Source organism: Stenotrophomonas sp. 116085_Sma (assembly GCF_056479585.1).
Genome location: NZ_CM151057.1, coordinates 207,954 through 227,302, shown reverse-complemented (window position 1 = coordinate 227,302; position 19,349 = coordinate 207,954). Strand labels below are relative to the sequence as shown.

Annotated in this window: 12 protein-coding genes; 8 read left to right on the top strand and 4 right to left on the bottom strand. The window is 57.5% G+C overall.

The window, feature by feature from the left end:
* The first annotated feature begins 736 nt into the window (after nt 1-736).
* A complete protein-coding gene (locus tag ACZK0Z_RS01015; protein ID WP_197632166.1) occupies nt 737-2,068 on the top strand; it encodes a protein kinase domain-containing protein in 1,332 nt (443 codons plus the stop codon).
* Nucleotides 2,069-2,437: 369 nt separating this feature from the next.
* Here the strand turns inward: ACZK0Z_RS01015 and ACZK0Z_RS01010 are convergent, their stop codons facing one another.
* On the bottom strand, nt 2,438-4,423 hold the full coding sequence (locus tag ACZK0Z_RS01010; protein ID WP_197632167.1) for a hypothetical protein: 1,986 nt from the start codon (nt 4,421-4,423) through the stop codon (nt 2,438-2,440).
* Nucleotides 4,424-5,115: 692 nt separating this feature from the next.
* Between ACZK0Z_RS01010 and ACZK0Z_RS01005 the strand changes: the two genes are divergently transcribed.
* Complete coding sequence (locus tag ACZK0Z_RS01005) at nt 5,116-6,117, top strand: Hachiman antiphage defense system protein HamA (protein WP_197632168.1); 1,002 nt, start codon at nt 5,116-5,118, stop codon at nt 6,115-6,117.
* Entirely contained in the window at nt 6,114-8,732 is a 2,619-nt protein-coding gene (locus tag ACZK0Z_RS01000; RefSeq protein ID WP_197632169.1) for a DEAD/DEAH box helicase, read from the top strand. The genes ACZK0Z_RS01005 and ACZK0Z_RS01000 overlap by 4 nt, the downstream gene beginning before the upstream one ends.
* A 209-nt stretch (nt 8,733-8,941) precedes the next feature.
* Here the strand turns inward: ACZK0Z_RS01000 and ACZK0Z_RS00995 are convergent, their stop codons facing one another.
* Nucleotides 8,942-9,721 (bottom strand): histidine phosphatase family protein, encoded by a 780-nt coding sequence (locus tag ACZK0Z_RS00995; RefSeq protein WP_197632197.1) that lies wholly within the window; start codon nt 9,719-9,721, stop codon nt 8,942-8,944.
* Between the two features lie 914 nt (nt 9,722-10,635).
* Complete coding sequence (locus ACZK0Z_RS00990; protein WP_336339717.1) at nt 10,636-11,046, bottom strand: hypothetical protein; 411 nt, start codon at nt 11,044-11,046, stop codon at nt 10,636-10,638.
* 249 nt (nt 11,047-11,295) lie between these two features.
* On the opposite strand from ACZK0Z_RS00990, the gene ACZK0Z_RS00985 reads away from it, so the two are divergent.
* From ACZK0Z_RS00985 to ACZK0Z_RS00970, 4 genes are all read left to right on the top strand, one after another.
* Nucleotides 11,296-11,604: a hypothetical protein gene (locus ACZK0Z_RS00985; protein WP_197632171.1), complete on the top strand. Its 309-nt coding sequence runs from the start codon at nt 11,296-11,298 to the stop codon at nt 11,602-11,604.
* A 210-nt stretch (nt 11,605-11,814) separates the two neighbouring features.
* On the top strand, nt 11,815-14,208 hold the full coding sequence (locus ACZK0Z_RS00980; RefSeq protein ID WP_197632172.1) for a transposase: 2,394 nt from the start codon (nt 11,815-11,817) through the stop codon (nt 14,206-14,208).
* Nucleotides 14,209-14,263: 55 nt separating this feature from the next.
* On the top strand, nt 14,264-15,295 hold the full coding sequence (locus ACZK0Z_RS00975) for a transposition helper protein (protein ID WP_336339718.1): 1,032 nt from the start codon (nt 14,264-14,266) through the stop codon (nt 15,293-15,295).
* Entirely contained in the window at nt 15,292-16,590 is a 1,299-nt protein-coding gene (locus ACZK0Z_RS00970) for a TniQ family protein (RefSeq protein WP_197632173.1), read from the top strand. Before ACZK0Z_RS00975 ends, ACZK0Z_RS00970 begins: the two co-directional genes overlap by 4 nt.
* Before the next feature lie 268 nt (nt 16,591-16,858).
* Here ACZK0Z_RS00970 and ACZK0Z_RS00965 read toward each other — a convergent pair whose 3' ends face one another.
* Complete coding sequence (locus ACZK0Z_RS00965) at nt 16,859-17,503, bottom strand: DUF3775 domain-containing protein (RefSeq protein WP_197632174.1); 645 nt, start codon at nt 17,501-17,503, stop codon at nt 16,859-16,861.
* Between the two features lie 522 nt (nt 17,504-18,025).
* Here ACZK0Z_RS00965 and ACZK0Z_RS00960 point away from each other — a divergent pair.
* A complete protein-coding gene (locus ACZK0Z_RS00960; protein WP_458998475.1) occupies nt 18,026-19,141 on the top strand; it encodes a serine hydrolase domain-containing protein in 1,116 nt (371 codons plus the stop codon).
* Nucleotides 19,142-19,349 lie beyond the last annotated feature (208 nt).

Sequence of the window (19,349 nt, the reverse complement as noted above, 5' to 3'; positions counted from 1 at the left end):
TAACTCGCAACGGGCATACCGATGCTTATGATCGATAGTCCTAGCATACGGCGGTTCTGGTCGACGTACGTTCTTTGCGAGCGCACTACATCATTCTCACTCATCTAAAGAAGGCTTTCTCGTGGGCAGGCTGCCCCGCTGTCATTAGGTAGCATTAGGCCAATCGACACACTACGACTCGTGATATCGTTCGATCGTCGGTGCTTTCCACCAATAACGGAATACGAGGCTCCGGTTATGACAAAGTGCTAAGCGGATGAAGTGCATTCCATAGCAGCTCGGATGGCAAACGATCGCATAGCCCTTCCACACGGCCAGGTCATTGGCTCCGCTTGGGGTTGCGTTAGAAGGTTTGGTGACCGGATACATCGCCACACCCCTTCGCATCCATGAATCGCGGCCTCCGTACCCCCAGTGATTGTGAACGGCTCATCCAGAAAGCGGACGTTCGCCACCAGCAACAACGGGGCGCGCGGCGCCCTATGGCCGAAGCAGTCCTTGAAAGCATCTCCGCGAGAGACCAATGCAGGTTGAAGGGGGAAGTCCACCAGCGGGAGCTATGCGGCTGCCCACCGTGCGAGTTGCGGGTTTCTCAGAGTGATGGGGAGATTCAGACCAGTAGGCGGCTAATGGCAACGGTGAGGTCAGCCCGTTTGGGCGATCAGGCAACGTCGGCATCGGGATGAAAAATGCACTAGCATGCGCGCTACGGGAAGGACCAATTCAGGGAGAGAACATGAACTCAAGCGCCGCAGCCACACACCCAGACGCCCGTAAATGGGACGAAAACTGGACCGCTGTTTCAAGCGGCGAAGGCGGTGGTCAGGGTGACGTCAAGATTGTGGTTCGGAAGGACGGAAGTGAGCCCGGAGAAAGGTTCCTAAAGATTCTTCGACACCAGAATGATCTGAGTCGTCGACAGCGGATGTATCGGGAGGTGGCGTCGTACCTGACGCTGCAGCACCCAGCAATTCCCAAGCTCATCGAAACGAACGCGGAAAACTTCGGCGACCAGAGTTACAAGCTTTATCTGGTTACTGAGGCAGTGAAAGGTTTAACGCTCGACAAGTACGTTGAAAGTCACGGGCCCTTACCTCTCTTAGACGCGATCGGATTCGCCATCGCATTGCTAGGTATCGTAGAACACTGCCATCAATCTGAAGTCGTTCATCGCGATATCAAACCTGCCAACATCATCCTGCGCGAACTCAATCCCGGAGATCCTGTGCTTGTGGACTTCGGCCTCTCGTTCAACGACGATGAGGTGGCACGAGATGCAACCGATCTCTATGAGGAGGTCGGAAATCGGTTTCTCCGGCTGCCCGAGCTCGCTCCGAGTTCGCCAATTAAGCGTGATCTGCGCAGCGACGTGACGTTTTGTTCAGGCGTACTGCTTTACGCGCTCACGGGCGAGGTTCCTGCTGTACTTGCAGATGGTCATGGCCGGCTGCCACATCAAGTCGAGAGTGTCAGCGAGAGGCTGTTGTCGATAGGCGATATCTGGCGAGTGAGCCAATTAAAGCGGGTATTCGATACTGCCTTTCAGAATGCGTTGACTAGCAGATGGCAGTCGGCTGGGGAACTCATATCGGAACTTCAACGAATTGAGACGGGTGCCATTGAGACCCCGATGACTCGTAAGGCGTTGCTCGAGGATGTTCGCGTGCTTCAAGGCTCCGCGTCGTCCAAGGCGAAGCAACAACTGCTGAGCAGCCTCGAGAGAGCTCTTCAGGAGATATCTGCCGTGATGTCTTCGCTTGAGGCCCAGAGGATCGCCCCCATGCTGCGGCCTACGCAAACAGCGTATGAAGTGAGAATTGAGGAACGGCGGGCTAAGACAGCACTCTGCTTTTTAACGTCTGCGTCTTCGTCGATCGATCCTTCCATTCAGTTTCGCGTGGACGCCATCGGTACTGAGCTGGTAATTTCCTCGACGTACGCAGGAGCTCTATCTGAGCTGCATCGCACGCCGCTTGACTCGCCCACATTCGGCCCTGCCTTCCAGGAAGCCATAGAGCAAGTGTTCATCCAACAGATTCGTGACGAACTCCTCAGTGAACAGCGATAATGATCAGTAGGCCGGTTGCTTGGGTATCCTGGTCAAGTACTTCTGCTCTAGGGGCTGGTTTCGTAGCGCATCGAGCCACGACTGATCCTTCCGTCACCCAAGCAGCGGCTGAAGCCATCGATGTTAAACATTGAACGGCAACTTCCTGCCGTCCAGTTCGGCGAAGTGGAAGACTCCAATCGTTGCAGAGCAGGCTTTGCCTGTGCTTCCGAGAACGTCAGCGTCCGGCCAGTAGCGGTCTGCTGATGCACTCATCGGGGCGCAAGCAATGTTCAGATGAGCGCGCATTGGTTCTCTGTACTCAGTATCAGCCGGAACTACCTTGTGGCAACGCAGCCTCAAGCGTTCTGCGACGATGGGTCACCTTGGCTATGGGACGTCGACTTGGCTCTCGTGAGCGAAGGACGCGGCTGGATCGCCTTTGATCGGCGAGCTCGCCTGCTCTTGAAGCGAGAGTGGGACACCTCCCGCGACGCACTCCATTGTCACGATGTGGCCTGCCCAATCACTTTCGTTCGCGGCGTAGATAGGCACGACACGTCCGCGCACGCCATCAATGAATCGCTTCATCTGCGGCGGAGACGCAAAGTAGCCAGGAGCTCGCTCTTCAGCCTCAGCGGCGTTCGAGTAGAACCGGGTCTTGAACCGCTTTGAGGAGGTTGGATCGCCCGGCTGATAGCCGATGTCCTCCAACTCGCCATCCAAGAAGCGGCCAAGAATGTGCTCGTCGATGACAGGAACTGTCAACGCGGCAATGCCCACATGGGTGCTAGTACTCACTACTACCAAGGGTTCAACTTTGAAGTCTTCGCTCAAGGCCATTCCGAATCGACGCGCATCCCCGATGAACTCGATGCGGTTGTTCTCAAGCGCTTTGGCCTTGCGTAGTACCTGCTCGGCAGCGCCCAGCACGGTCTTGCGATGCATAGCGATGCCTTTAGCGTCGGTTGGCTCAAGGATGCACTTAGCTTCGGCAACGAACACCGTGTTTCCGATGGAGAAGATCAGATCGATTTGCTCATCGCGGCTGCCCGGGGGCCTGAACGTATAGTTCCCAGTGATGCAAGCGGCCACGGGTGACAAAAGCCTTGAGCTCCGGATGGCATCTATGACAAGCATTTGGATGTGGATTTCGAACGCAGGCCCCCGCCTGCTCAAGTCCACGCCGGCCTGTCGCATCCATACATCGACCAGCCGACGCAGATTAGGAGATGCGACTGCTGCGAATACGGGTACCACGGTATCTGGCCCAACTGGTACGAGTGGCTGCGCCCAGATCTCTTGTTCGGCCATGCCCCGAAACGTGAAGAATTCCACGATTCGCCTGCCTTCCGGCTTGTTGATCCCGGCAGCCACCACCAACGCATCCACAAGGGCCCCAACCTGCAGCGTGGGAGCATACTCGGGCATCCAGGCATGCACACGATCATCCCCAGCATTCTGAGCATGCTTCTCGCCGATGGACTCAATCAACACGTGCGCGACACGCGAAATGAACGTCCAGGCGTCGATGAGCGCGGATAGGGTCAATCCCTGGAGAGATTCAAGACCCTCCTCCAACAACTCTCCGTAGTACGGCTCGGCGGCATGCGTGCGCAGGACGCTGAGCTCCTCTAGGATGCCGGTCGAGACGCCTTGTTTGGCGACCTTGATCACTTGGCGTTTGCCACTACGTTCGATACCGCAGACATCACGAACTCTCAACCGCGCCCCTAAAGTGAGCGCATCGCGCTGGAACTGCGTCGCCACTATGTTAAAGCCCATCGAGAGAGAAGCCCGGCGCGCCAAGCCTGTCCGATAGGCACGGAGTACATCGAAATCCTGCGGCAGGAAAACCTTGACCTGTCCCTTGTCGACCATCTTGTAGCTGTTCCAAAGGCAGTCATCCCACAGGTCCTCGGCGAAGCGATACAGGATGCCCAAATTCAGTTCGCGGCTAGCTTCGGTCCACTGGATCTGATTCATTCGAGGATTGCCGGCTAGGTTGGGTTTGGTTTGCAGAACAACCTTAATCGGCAGTTCTATGCCATCCACAAGGCTTTCTACAACCTCGTTGGGCATCCAGTCGCTCCCCCCTGGCAAGCTGAGTTTCACCGCCGCCATTTCCTCCATGTCGTAGACCTCCTCCGAGACGCCCTCTCTCTCGGCCTGGAATTTCTGAATCGCAAGCTTGGTCTTGTCGCGTGTTACGAAAAAGTCGTAGTTCGCGATCGCGAGAAAGGCCCGCAGTTTGGTCGTCGCGGAGATCTCGTGAGACGAAGAAAGCTTCAGGACCCCGCGGATCGCTCCAAGCTTCTGGTGTAGCGCCAGCCCGGCGGCATGCATGTCGTGATCTACAGCATCAGGTACTGGCATGTCACCGAATGCACGGTGCCATCTGTCAGGCGTGAATGCCCGCCTCAACGGCCCGGCGATATCATCATTACGGACCCGCCTCGTAAACTCCCCCACCTTTATCCCCCTATTCCTGGCGCCAGTCCATCCAACTTACAGAAAGCCAAACACTGCACGCAATGCCAGATCGGGTCCCAGGGCCTCCTTCGGCCAGAAGCGGTCCTTTCGGCAGGTCAGCTTGTCAGCCTCACCACTTGCCGTGCCCTTAGCTTGGCTAAATCGGCGCGGAGAATCGGTTGGAAGAAAAACTGCGAGATCAGGAATGCCACCAGGGCTAATGGACCTGGGCGGACTGGCCCACTCTGCAATCAGAATCCCATCGAGAGCGGGGTTCGGACCGAACTCGAAGCTACCGGCCTTGAGGTGCCGAACCATCACGAACGGCGACGGCTTTGGTCGCGATATGTACTCCACCTTAAACTGCACGCAACCTTCCGACGATCTCGCTCAATCCGTCCACCCTCGGTCGGCAGCGGACATCACCGAGCCCAATGTCTAGCCCATTGATCAGGACCCATGATCCATCCGTACAGGCCCCATGCCTTGGCCATTGTTGAGGCGAGCAGGGCCGGGTATGCTGGAAAAGGTGTCGGCATGCCAGCTTGGGCCTTGCCAACTCGTTGAAAGAGCGGCCACAAGGAGGGGTGAGGCGCGTGGAGGACAACGACAAGACTGATACCGAGATCGTCCAGGCGGCGCTCGAGAAGCTGCTCGACAAGTCGCCGTTGGGGAAATACGTCAAACTTGCGATCCAGTCCTCGGGTCCGACCGCCCCCGCGACAACGCTAATGCATGTCGGATTCAAAGAAAATCTTGGCAATACATTTGCACTAGCCGACTTTCTATGGAACCAGGCTCTCAACTACGCGCTAACGAGGCGGCGACGCGAGCAAATTCGGGCCAGGCTTGAGAGCGCCCCGCCAGGTGACATCAGTGCAATCGCTGCTCCCGTCAATGCAGCAAGAGACGCCTTCATCGAGTTCCATAAGGATTACCCCAGTCGCGCTAGTGAAATAGGCGAAGTTCTGGCCTATTGCATCGCCGTCAACGAGCTGGGTGCCGCACAAGTGGCGGCGAAGATGTCCCTGAAGACTTCAGGGAACATGCCCGTGCATGGACTTGACGGAATTCACGCGAAGGTGGAGCACGGTGCACTCTATGTTTTTTTCTTGGAATCCAAACTGAGCCAGACCGCAAACGCAGGAGTCAAGGACTACGCCAAATCGATCGCAGGATTCGGCAGCAATCTCAAGCAGTATCTGCTTGAGTATTCGATTGTGAGGGATCTCGGCAACCTAGATTCGCTTACAGGCGCCGAGCGCGACTTAGCGCTTGCGAGCTTTGACGTGATGGATAGTCCGGACGCCGTCGAACGACGGGAGCGGTCTGTCGGAGTTGTTTTGTACAAGGAGAGCGCGTTCGGCAAACTTTCACCCGTACAGGCGGGGCAGCCCGTAGGATTTCACGAGACGGAGTTCGCGACGGCATACGCCGCGCAACTAGCGCATCATCAGAATGCGGCGCTAAAGCACCTCATGACGGAAAACGTGGACACTAATAAGTGCCACGTGTACTTCGTCGCCGTGCCCGACGTCGACGAGCTTCGCGAGCAGTTCTATATGCGCATGGGCTACAAGCCCGAGGCTAAGAAATGAGTACCTTTGCCCACGACCTGTCCCGGCGTATGACAGGCCATTCCTCCTTCTGGAACTACCTTGGGTGTCTTCAAGGGGCCGGGGCAGCGCACACTCTGGCCGTGCCTTTGTCCGACTCTCCAACCTTGGATCTAAACAACGTCCTCAAGCTGCTCTACTGCGCATCGGTATTTGTGCAGACAGATGAGGATGAACTCAAGCGGCTCGCGCAGGCAATCAGCCTTAATACGCTCCTGCTGTACGAGGATGGCAACCTACGCGAAAGGAGCCTCCAGGTTCTGACGGAGCTCGGGAATTTCCCTGGATTGTCTTATGCCGAACGCACCTACGGCGCGGGGGACGAGTCTCTGCTCGGAAGGATGAACCGAAAGGTTTCCCAGGCCCTGAACACGGTTTCCATCAATAGGTTGCCCGTCGCACTCACTGACTATCAGCGCCAGGTATGGGACAGCTTGCCGACTATGCGGACGCTTGCAATCTCGGCACCTACCTCAGCAGGAAAGTCGTACGTTGTCATCGAGCACCTTTGCCGTCAGGCCGAAACGCATAAAGAATTCGCCGCCGTGTACATCGCGCCTACCCGTGCACTTCTGTCGGAGGTGCAGCAAAAGATCCAGCTCCGCCTCAAGGACAGGGATGACATTCGTATCTCGACTGTCCCCTCCCTCGATCCGCTGCAACGAGCCTGCCAGATCTTTGTGCTTACGCAGGAGCGGCTTCAGGTCCTCCTGTCAATTTGGAACGCGGCGTTCAACATCGTAGTCGTTGACGAGGCTCAGAATCTTTCGGATCAGGCACGAGGCATGATCCTGCAAGACTGCCTCCATACGGTGATGTCGCGGCACAGAGCGACACAACTAATCATGCTCGCACCAGGCGCCGTCGGCCTTCCAGAGATAGCTAGGGCTATCGGCGTAGACACATTGCGTCCCGAATTTACTGGTGTATCTCCCGTGCTCCAGAACCGCATCGTCGTCAGCAAGGTCAGGGGCCGTCCAAGGGAACTACGTCTGCAGTTGCTTTCTGGACCGGAGGATCGCGTTGAGATTGGCAGGCTGGTTTCGACCCTCGGCTTGGACAACAAGGCAACGAGGCTTGCTGCAATTGCTCTCGAACTCGGCGGCAGCGAGGGCTCCTTGGTATATGAGACTGGGCCACGCGAGGCTGAGAAGACTGCCCTACAACTGATGAACGAGATTCGTCGCAAGCACCCGGAGCCCCAGCGCCAGTCTCTGCTGGACCTGTCAACTTTCATCAAAGAGCACATTCATCCTGAGTACCAGCTGGCGACTATGGTCGCCCACGGCGTCGCATATCACTACGGCCGCATGCCGAGCCTCTTGCGTGAAGCAATCGAGTCGTCATTCAAGGGAACTCAGAGCGGCCTGCAGTACCTCGTTTGCACAACCACCCTTGCTCAAGGAATAAACCTGCCTGCACGCAATGTGTTCATCGACACACCCAAACGCGGACGTGGAGTAAGCCTCGACCCTGCGTTGCTGTGGAACTTCGCGGGACGTGCGGGTCGCCTGAATCAGGACATCGTCGGAAACGTGTTCTTGGTTGACTACGACGAATGGGACACTAGGCCCATGGACAAATTTGTCCCTTTCGAGGTGACATCGGCCATCACCACGACGCTCTCTGGGCAGTTCGAGGGCGTGATGGACGCAGTGCGAGGCAACATGCCTGTCGCACAACCATGGAATACTGAGATCACGCAAATCAGAGCTTGCGCCGGCCTACTTATCTCGAAGGCCGCAGCAGGAGTGTCGGACCAGTTCCTCGAATCCGTCCTTCCACCCAACCTACTGACCTCCGCACCCGAAGTCGCCAACACCGCTACCGCCGCGGCCCGACGGATCGGATTGCCCGCGGAGCTCCTCCATGCCAATTGGACCATCGATCCTTACGGCCTAAGGCGACTTTACGACAGACTGATTGAAAAGATCGACGATGGCGATCTCGATAGCATCATTCCATTGAATCCCCGGGAGGCACCTGACGGGCTGTATCAAGCCATCTTCAAGCGCATCTTGCGGACCGTTGACCAGCAGCAGGGAAACTTCGGCGCACTGGTTGCCGGCATCGCGATTCAATGGATGAAGGGGACTCCCTACCCAGTGATCCTGAAATACTGGGTGAAGCGCGCTCGACTGGCGGAGGAACGCGACGCACAGAAGGCGGCCGAAACGGGCTCTCGTCCGAAGAGGCCTAAGACGGTAGACGCATTGATTCGTGAGGTGTTCGACCTCATCGAGGACGTCGTCCGCTTCCGCTTTGTTCAGCTAGGAAAGGCCTACCGTGACCTACTCGTGCTCGCATTACAGGAGAAGGGTCTACAGAATCGTGTTCCAGGAGTCTACGATTTCGCGCTTGCACTCGAACTCGGCGTTTCGACAGACACAGGCACCGCATTCGTTGAACTTGGGCTTTCACGCATCGCTGCATCGGCGCTGGAAGATCTGTTTCCGAGTTCTAGCATGACGGTCGTCGAGGCGCGCCAAGCGCTTCGCACGCTAGATGTCATTGCAAACAAACTGAGCCCCATCATTGTGGCTGAACTCGAAAGGCTTGGTCTTCGTGAAGATATTCCTGCGGATGCGCGAGCTTGATCAGGAAAACTGGAACCGACACCAGAGCAAAGTTCAGCCTGACAGGTCCGGTCCAAACTGCACCCACGTCCGCCAGAAGCGCTGCGCCAGGAACGTGGCACGGCCTACAAATCACGCACAGCCGTCCCGTCCGTCCTCGTCGTAACCGGGTTCCGTCAGACGACACTCACGCAGCGCCGCCGGCGTTGACCGTTGCCGGCTCCGACGCCTCATCTTACCGGGGTCCCCGCGAGTTGGTCCGACGGGGTGGTAGCGGGCGCCTCACCCACTTCCGGCGAGATGAAATTGGCGTGTACCAAGGCAAGCTGTTCACCTTGGGCAGCGTAGTACTCGGTGACCCCGCAGTTGGGCACATCGCCTTCGCGGTCAATGTCGAGGATCGTCTGCTCGTCCATGCCCTCCAAGAGGTATCGCATGCAATTCACAATCACTTGGTGCGCTACGATCATCACGCGTGCACCGGCGTGGCTGCGTTGCAGGTCCCCGACCACGCCGCGCAACCGCAAGATGACATCACACCAGCTTTCTCCACCCGGCGGGCGAAAGTAGAACTTTCCGACCAGCCGTCTCTGTGCGGCCAGTTCTGGGAAGGTAGCGACGATGCCACTGGAGGTGTAGCGGTCCAGAACGCCGAACTCCTTCTCACGCAGGCGCTCATCAATGATTAGACGGTGGTCACGGCCAAGCGCGTCGGCCACGACTTGGGCGGTCTGCCTTGCACGCATGTACGGAGAAGTCAGCACGATTTGTGGACGTTGGTGCTCGGTGAGTCCCAAGACCCAGGCGCCCAGTGCTTGCGACTGGCGCTTCCCCAGCGAGGACAGCGGTACGTCCGCGTCGCGGTGCTCTAACTCGATCAAGGTGATGTTGTTTGCTTCGGCGTGGTCACGCGCCACGTTTCCGGCGCTTTGGCCATGCCGTACCACCCAGATCCGCTCTGGCCACCGCGTGGTTGCCCCGTCCATCGCACAGTTCTGCTGCACACCTATCTCCTACTCATCTGTCCGGGCGTTGTAGCGAGCATAAAGTCCTGCAAACGACCTGGTTGAGACCTTGTCGACGACCGAGCCTCCTTATACCCGCTTGACGCAAAGCCGATGTCCGCTGTAAGCCCTCCCCTTTTGGCAGCAGAGCGCTACGCCTGATGACTGGGCATCTGGTTCGCGGATGGTTCGCGCCGCTTCATGGCCCGTTGAGCGTCGGCTGCGCTGGACACATGCACAGTGCAACGAGCGGGGGTTCTGTAGGCCTTGGGGGAGACCAGACACTCCCATTACATGCCTACTGACTGCATGCCATGCGAAACCGCTCATCTCTGACGTCCTCCTAGAGCCGCCTCAATGCCCGCTCCCAAGTGAGAGTTGGGCAAGTCGCTCATCGATCCTTAGGTGCGCCAGGCTTAACCCAGTGTCATCGTCGGCGTAGGGTGAGCCAAACAACGGGATCTCCACCCACCAGCATTCCTGACCGGGATGTACATAAGGCGCATGATCGTCCAGAAGAAGGGCCTTCCCGGCGTGAGATGTGACAAATCGCAGGTCCTTGGTTGGTCCGTGCCAAGAGACGCAGGGAAGCTTCGCAAACCAGCACGGGGCCACGCCCTCCGCCGCGAGAAGCCTACAGATTTCTCGCACTCTTGACTCCGGAACAGTCGTAAAGAGTACTAGCTGACTGAACTCGATCCGCATCGCTTCCAGGAACGCGAACAGGCCGGGGCGTGGGATCTGGCTGACCGCATTTGAGATCAGCGTTCCTTCTAGGTCCATTGCAAGAATGGTTGGTCTCATACATCCCTCTGATCTTTAGCCAGACCTACACGAAAGTCAGATCGCCTCAGGTGCGCATAAACGACAGTCAGCAGTACGACCGTGTTCCACCGTCCATGGTAAATGGCACCCCTTGCCTAGGTGCTGACGTGCTGCCCATCCAAGTAAGATCGCACATCCCGAAGTTCGCTCAAGCCTCCGCGACAAATAAAATCCAGCACGGTGTTACCAGCAAACATGGGCGCCATGTTAGGTCGCCTTATCCAGCCATCCGCCTGAGCGGGGTCAGGCAGAAGGATATGAAGAGCTTTGTAAATGCCGAGTAGATAGCTAATCCGCACCAGCACCTCGGCATCGATATGCTCGTAGGCCCCTCGCGCCCATGCCTCATAAAAAGCATCGGGTGGGCTTCCAAGCAAAGCTCTCTGCTGAAGTCCGGACAGCTCCCATCGCGCAGCGAGGTTGAAGAAGGCTCTCAATGCTGAGCCTGAAAGCTCGTCGCGACTGAGCTCATCTGTAGGGATGCTCATCATGTATTTATCTTCCAATCAACCTCCCTTAGAAGCACATCGCGGTGCACCACAACCCCACGCCTACAGGTGCGGCGTCATCTCTTTCAACAGTCGGCAGCATGCCCATGCTAGCGCAATCCACAAACTGTATTGCGTACTGAATCATCTGACATGCCAACCGCTGTAGCAGCATGCATATCAGATTATCTGATACGTAATCAGATAATCTGCGCCCCACAAGTAAGAAGATGTGCTCGCTGTTTGCAATATGAAAGAGAGTGAGTGATGCTCGCCTACATGGTGCCCTTGTCGATACAAACGCTCGCACTTCGCGCAACGACTTCTGACCAGCTCGCCGAGCAGGTGGCGGAGGAGTACGGGCTCTATGTCCGCCTCTCAGAAGTCTGGATGCTGCTTGGCTACAACAGCATCGGCGCGGCCAGGCGCGCGGCATATGACAACCGACTGGGTATAGCGACCTCAACCATCCCAGGGAGGAAGGGCCGCATGATCCGCTCCAGAGATCTCGCGCAATGGCTGTTCACCGCAGCACGCGGCGCGGAGACCGTCAGCAATCGGCAGGCCACTCAATGATCCCGATCTTCCCATGGAGGATCTCCAGGTGAGCTAAGTACACTCTCTGGGGCAGAAAAGACAAACCCCGGCTGGCAGGCCGGGGTCTGTTTGAGGCGCAGCGATGAGTACCGCTATGCCGAATCTACCCCCTTACCCCGATAAGAATCAACCCCTAGGCATTCCGGGAGGGAGGCGGCTGGCCGCTTCCCAGTAGATAGGCAGGGATCCATGAATCAAGAAGAACTGGCCCAGCGTCTGCGGGAGCAGGAGGGCCTAACTGTCGAACAGCGACAGCACATCCTTGAGATGGCTAGCTCGAGTCCAGCGCGGAAGCCAGGAAAGGGCGCGCTGAACAACGTTGTGACCCACTTCAATTCAGTGAAATGTGGCCAGCTGATCACGCTGGAGAGTCATACCGTTGAACATCTGTTCGCGCTGACTCTGGAGCTGGATCCGGATGTGCTTGGCTATTTCCCGCAGGTCGCCTGTAAGGGAGTGAGACTTGGCAATCATGTGAGGAGCGGTACCTTGGATTTTCTGGTCGTCCGCACCCGTCGCATTGAGCTGGTCGAATGCAAGGCCGGCTCCGCTCGTGACAGCTTGCTTACGGCAAAGTCCGGTGAATGGGTCGATGTCGATGGAAATCTTCAGAACCTTGCCTATGGTCCTTGGGCAAGGCAGCGCGGCATGGAGCACGTCCTGTGGCTCAGTCCCTCCCGCGTCGACACGCCACTCCGGAACCTGCAGGTCATCTATAACGAGGTGCGCATGGTACCTGCCAACGAGGCTCAAGTCTTGGGCAGGCGCATCCATGCGCATCTCGCCGACGGTCCCAAGAGCCTCGATTGGATGATCGAGACTATCGAGGGATTCAACGTGAGCCAAGCGGCGCTTCTGCTTGGAACCCGCTGGGCCTTCGGTCCAGTTGAGCATGTGCCGCTCACGGACACGAGCAACTTCTTTTTGACCTTGAGTCAGACTCAGTCAATCGAGATAGGAGGCAACTTCTTTGAGGTTGCCAGGCAATCTCGCAATCAACTGAAGTCGGCGTTCGCAACGGCGACGCTAGTCGACGCCACCAACGCCGAAAAGCGGCTCGCATTGATTCAATCCGCGCATGCGAAGGGTACAGCCGTCCCCAAACACCTGCGTGAGATAGCGCGGAATGTGGCCGAGGCGCGAAGCAGAGGTGACAACGAACTCGAGCAGTGCCTTACCAGGTTTCATGCAAGCGGTAACCGAATGAGCCGGCTTACCCCCATTCAGGAGAAGAGGACGGCTGAGGCAATTCGCGCATACGCCGCAGGCAAGTATTCACAGAAGAAGGACGCATACGCTGCGCTCAAGGAGGCCTGTGAATCTGACGGCGAGTCGCCACAGAGCCGCCAGGCCTTCGAACGCAAGCTCGCTGATCCGCGCCTGGAGCTGCGTAAGGTCCTTGCAACGCAGGGACTGCGTGGCTACCAAAAGCAACGGCCGCGCTCGGACGCGCGCGACCGGTCGGGTACAGCCTTAGCCAAACATGCAGTCCTGCACGTCGACAGTACCAAAGTTGACGTCAGGGTGGTGCACGACGATGGAATGGGTGCAAGCGCAGAGTCCCCTCTGATTTATCTAGGAACAGATGAGGCGACTGATTTGCCGATGGCTCATTCCGTTGTCTTCGGGCCAGCACGGCGCGATGGTTTGGCCATCCTGATACGGAACTACGTCCGCAGACATGGACGACTGTTCAACAGCATCTTTGTCGATCGCGGAACGGAGAATCAGTCGCACTTTCTCATAGCTCTGGCTTTGCGATATCAATTCTCAATCCATATCTGCCCAACGGCAGGTTCGAGGTTCAACTCGAACGTAGAGCGATACTTTGAAAGGTTCAATTCCCAAGTCAGCCATGAGCTTGTCGGCAGCACCGATCCAGACAAGGCGGGCCGAGGCGTGGATGGGAAGTTCAAGAGCTACAAAACTGCCAGCCACTGCTTTGAAACCGTTCATACGGTGGCCAAGGAAACGCTTTACGAGCACTTCCCGAGCGTTCCTGTACAAGGCTTCGCAAGTCCGGCCGATCGTGCAGCCCACGCAGATCTTCTCTTTCCTAGTGCCGGCCTGCACGCCATGGTTGACGAAGAGTTCCTCTTCAGAACCGCGATCCCGCACAGCAATAACAAGTATGTACCCGGACGGGGGTTCGAGGTGAATGGTCGGTACTTTCACTCCAATGAACTGAGGGAGTTCGACGCGTCATTCGATGTTGAGCAGCTTCGAACAGACCCGGAGGACCCGAGCTTCATTTGGGTTAGAACGAACCTTGGACTGTTCAAGGCGTTCTGTAACTTGATCGGGCCTCTAGCTCATACCACCCTGCTTGAGCGGTCGTTCTGGGGTATGCATGACCAACTCCACGTGCCATCGCTCCGCGAAGCAAAGAAGGCCGCGAGGCACGCTCAGGCGATTCGTACCGCGGTCGCAAATTCGAAGCTCGCCACCACCGCCCTTCCCGAACTCAGCGAGGCGGACTCCGGTAGCCCCCCTTCACAAACAGACGACGCTCTTGACGAACTCGCTCTGCGCGGAATCAAGAAGCGAGCCACGGATGACTTTGACTCCATTGAAGCGCCGTAGCTTGTGCAATTGGAGGCAAGGCCGCGCCAGTCAATCAAACTCATAGGAACCGATAGTGGACAGCAACTCTGGAATTCCTTTTGTGAATCATAGCCGCATGAGGACGGCCTATTCAGAGCTCTTGAACGCCATCCAAGGTGCGCGCGCAGGTACGTTCGTTTGGGCGCTGGCACCTTCTGGATCGGGTAAAAGCGAAATCCGACAAGCTATTCTTCCTGTACTAGCCGGGAAGCAACACTTCTGGCCAGCCGGAACCCTACCTTTGATATCGGTGCGGGCGATGGCCAATGATCGGGGAAAGTTCAACTCCAAGGATCTCACGCTTCGCCTGCATCACGCCGTGGTGGCACCGGATTTCGGCTGGCTCGAGTCCAAGGATCGATCAATCAGCACTGATGCGCACCATCTCCAAGCCGAGGTGGAGGTGAGCAATGAATTGTGGAGGAAGGTCAGGGCAAAGCATTCGCAACCGAGACTGCAGCACAGCTTCGAATCGGTGGCGAAGCAGCGTCAACTGAAGTACATCTTCTTGGAAGAGGCGGCCACCTTGACCATGGTGCATCTTCATCAAACCAGCTATGGGTACATGTCGAATCTGGTGAGACTGATCGAAGAGATCGGGTGCGTCATGGTGATGCTGGCTAACCATACTGCAGAGAGCTTGTGGGCCGGACATCCCGACGTCTGGAATCGATCCCGGTTCGTTTACATCCGGCCGTACAACCTGAGCAACCCCCAGGATGAGCGCGACTTCGTTGCAGTTCTCAAGGGTATGGGTCAGAGCTTCCGTCTGGAGGATCCGAAAGTTCTCGTTAAGAACGTCGATCTGATGTATGCCAATGGTGCCGGCGTATTTGGACCCACTATCGATGTAGTACATCGCGCTGAGCTTCGCCGAAAGAATGAGGGCGCAAGCACCATTACTGAAGCGCATCTGCACGCCAGCTCCTCCAGTGAAAGGGAGCTGGGAACGGTGTGGAGCAGTGTGCACGCATTCAACAAGCTTGCTGATCAGAAGCCTTTGAACGGCGAGAAGAGAATCGCTGACTTCCTCAAACGAGTCGGTGCTGGCGGTCCAGAGTCATGACGAGCATGACAAGCACGGGGTACCGGTGGACCACTCTTCCGCCACTTGCGCCCATCGATGGAGGCACTGCCCAGACTGAATCCCTTGGGGGATACTTCCAGAGGATGTGCGAGATTACTGGGTTCACCAGGACACATCTCGCAGGAGTGCTTGACAAGATTGCAGGTCAGCCAGTCAATGGTCTGCTACAGCGGAACAGTTTCGTGGGACCAGGACAGGTGAGCCTAAACCGCGCGCGCGCGCTAGAGCAGTTGACCAACCAACGACTGGTGGGCTGCACCCTCTCGCCTTTCATCAAGGTTCTGCAGATGAGGGATGGTGGCCTTACCCGCATAAATCGCCGCTGGTGTCCTGAATGCCTACTCGAGGCAGGCGAGAGTAGTGGTCTAAGCGAGCGGCTGGTCTGGAATTTCCTTCACTACTCACATTGCTCGTTGCACTCAGCCAGAATCGTTGATCGTTGCCCGGATTGCGGGAACGTCCAACAGTTGCGAAGGGTCAAAGCGGCCTTATGCGCATGCTGCGGTGGCAGACTAGCGCGCGCAGCCACCCACGAGAGGCCCAGCGCGCTTCAATCGTGGGCTAACGCCTCAATCGAGGACGTTGTGGGCTGGACGGCGAACAACCCCGACGTGGTTATTCCTCCAGAGAACTATCAGCGCTTTTTTGAAGGGCTTCGCCAAGATGGGACATTGGGCAGGCTGAAGCTAGTTCACAACAGATTCTGGAGGGACGCAATCCGCTTCAGGCGATCTACTACCACGTTCAGAACACTCCTCAACTTATCTGCGATAAAATCTGTAGACATCATCGGAATTCTGACCGATCCAGTTCCGGCCTCGTCAACTTCGCTGTTTCCAAACCATGAAGTGGACGGTGAGATCGCCTTTGATCTTGAGGACTGGGGAGCGCACGCAAGAAAGTTCGAAGTCGTGCTCCAAGCGCTTTGCAAGTCTAATACGCGCGTGTTTCCGAGTCAGGAGTTCCTCGGCGTACTGTTGGTTTCGAGGGCACATAGCTCTATCCACCGCGCACCCTCGTTCCGGGTATACAGGGATCTCCAGATGCGGCCTAGGCAGGACCTCTTGGCGGGTCGGGGAGTGACAAAAGCGATCATGGACCTCTCCATTACCCGCGTCGCTGCCGGCGCACGAGAGCGGGGCGTCGCCAGCGAACTCGTGGAAAGTTTCGCTATCACGGCAGAGGCAGCTCGAGAATGCGTCAGGACAGCGATGGTTATTACAAAGGCCATGCGCTCTCGAGCCTTCTCGGTTGCGGATGATCCTGTGGCGTAAAGCGGAGGCGGTTGCCTGCCATACCCGCTCCGGGTGATGGCCGAAATCACTCTGCCGCATGCGATCGGAGGCAGTCCATTGATTCGGAGGGGCGTCCGCCGCCAATGAGATGCTGTCTTGCGCTTGGCATCACGCCGGCCATGCGGGGACGCGTTGGACCGTGGAACCACGCATTCGGGACCGCCGGCTCCGTGAGTTGGCAAGGAGCGCTGCGGCCGCGCGGTTTGAGCCAGAACCGGGCGACGGGGGGGCCCGTCGCCCAGTTGAACTAGCGATTGATGCTCGCTGCCCGACGATTGAGCTTCTCAACGCCCTTGCGCAGGTACTTGTGCAGAGGTGCCTTGGCAGCCAGGTACTGCACATCCCCTGCCGTGTGTTGGCCAGCGTGAGAAAGCGCGGCGTCATATCGACTTGCGTCACCGCGGCCAATCCACACTATTGCCTTGAGTTCGATCAGTGCCTCCGGGGCCAGCTTGGCGAGGCGGTTTTGGAGAGCGTTACGCAATGGCATCCCTGCCCGGAATCCCGTGAAGCTCATGGTGCCAGCAAACTCGCCTTCTGTCTCGACGTGATCCATCAGGACCCGATCGCGTTCTTCGGCAATGCGGCAGATATCCACAATATCCCAATAGGACAATGCCTTGCACGGCAGTTGCGAAGGGGCAAGCAGTTCCTCGGCGAGGTCTGAAGCAGCGAAGACCCAGGTTCCATATTTCAAAGACAGGCGTTCAAGCGCATCTCGATCAACGCGAGCTGCGGGGAGCTTGCCCTGGGTACTGGCAACCATCGCCGTGGAGAAAGTACATCCGTACAGCATCAGTGCGATGGCATCGCGTGCTTTGCTCATCCCCTCTTTTGGGGCGACGGTTCGGCGGACCAAGTCAACCGTGGATGAAACGGAATCAGTAGACATGACAACTCCTCTGAAAAATCAGCCAGTGGGTATCGTCCGTTTAAGTACCCAGGCCTTCAGACGAGGGATGTTTCTACTAGGTTGAGCGCGCTGTTAACGTCGGACGCAGCATCCCCGGCGCCGGGTGCTTTCATGTGATGAGAGCGTGGAACCAACCTACCACTTGCCGGAACAACGGGAAAGCACTCTCCCATTCATGTTTCTTCCAACAGCGGCCCTTGTCCTCGACCTTTGCGCGGCGAAAGGTCCACCGCCCACCGCAATGCGGTGCCAGCGCAGGCAGCTGTTGAGTCCCCACATTGGGCTTCCCTGGCGGTACGTCCCTCGCGAGCACGGCTCGCTCTGGAGGCCGGCAACCAAAGTCTGAACGCTAAGCCCGAGCGCAGACCCAAGATCCGTAACGCGTTGATGTTAAATAGTTTTTGTGAAGAACGCTGCCAACCTATGGTTGCTGGGCAAGCATAGGTTGATCTGTACAGAGCGCTTTTGGCTGAACCTATGGTTGCCCAGCAGGATCAACCTATGCTTGCCCGTCTAGTACGCATCAATCCAACCCAGGGTCGCGAGATGAAGAGATTGGCTTGCCTGCTTCTGCTGCTCACGATGCCGATGCTTGCGCACGGTGCGCATGCAGCCGCCTCCGCGGCGGGGGTCAATGCGGGCACGCTGGATGACTTCCTCGATCAGGTCGAGAAAAGCAACGCAGGCGTCGGCAGCGTATCCATCTTCAGGAATGGCCACGAGGTCTACAACAGAAGCTTCGGGCAGAACAGCCTGCCGCCCGTCGCGCACGACGACAGCACCCGCTACCAGATCGCCTCGGTGACCAAGATGGTCACCGCCATCCTGGCGTTCAAGCTGGTCGAAGAAGGCCGGTTGAGCCTGGACGATCACCTGTCGGACTTCTTCCCCGACATGCCGTCGGCGCAGCAGATCACCGTTGGCCATCTGCTGGCGCATTCCAGTGGCCTGGGCAACTTCGCGATAAAGGACGGCGCGGTCTGGGTGGTGGACGAGGTTAGCCAGGCACGGATCCTCGACGAGATACGAAGGCAGGGCACTGCGTTCGAGCCGGGGACGCGCGTGGCCTACTCCAACTCTGCCTACCTGCTGCTGCGGATGATCCTGGAACAGCGCTACGGCACCGACTACCAGCACATCGTCGAACAGCAGATTGCAGAACCGCTGGCGTTGCAGCACTTCGCTGCAGCACCGTCGCACACCGCCAACACCTTCAAGTCCTATGCATACGCAGGGCAGTGGAACGAGATCAAGGACATCGCGTACACCAACGTCATCGGCGTGGGCGACATCGCCGGCACCACGCGCGAACTGAACGTGCTGATCAACGCGCTGTTCCACAACCGGTTGCTGCGCAGGGAAAGCCTCGACCGGATGACGCCGGTTGCCGGCGCGGGCTGGGGAAAAGGACTGGCCGAGTTCCCGTTCGGTGAGCAGCGCTTCCTGGGCCACGCTGGCGATGTACTGGGCTCTCATTCGCGCGTCATCTACAACCCTGCCGATGATGTGTCGATCGCGTACTCCACCAATGGCGAGCGCATTCCAACCTCTGACTTCCTGCAGACCCTCGTTGGCATTGTCTACGGCAGTGGCTTCACGCTGCCAGCCTTGAAGTAGCCATACGCGCCGATCTACCGGGCAACGGGCAATCCGTGTTTGCAGCCTGTATGAACACGCGAAAGCCTCACAGGGTGATATCGGCTTCATACAGATGAATTGGCTGTTCTGAACAGGCACAAGGCGATCGGCCGGCGTACATCAGCTCGCCTGGTCCCGCTTGTTAATGCTGGGTCAGAAGCAGGCTTCACAGTGCATCCACGTACTC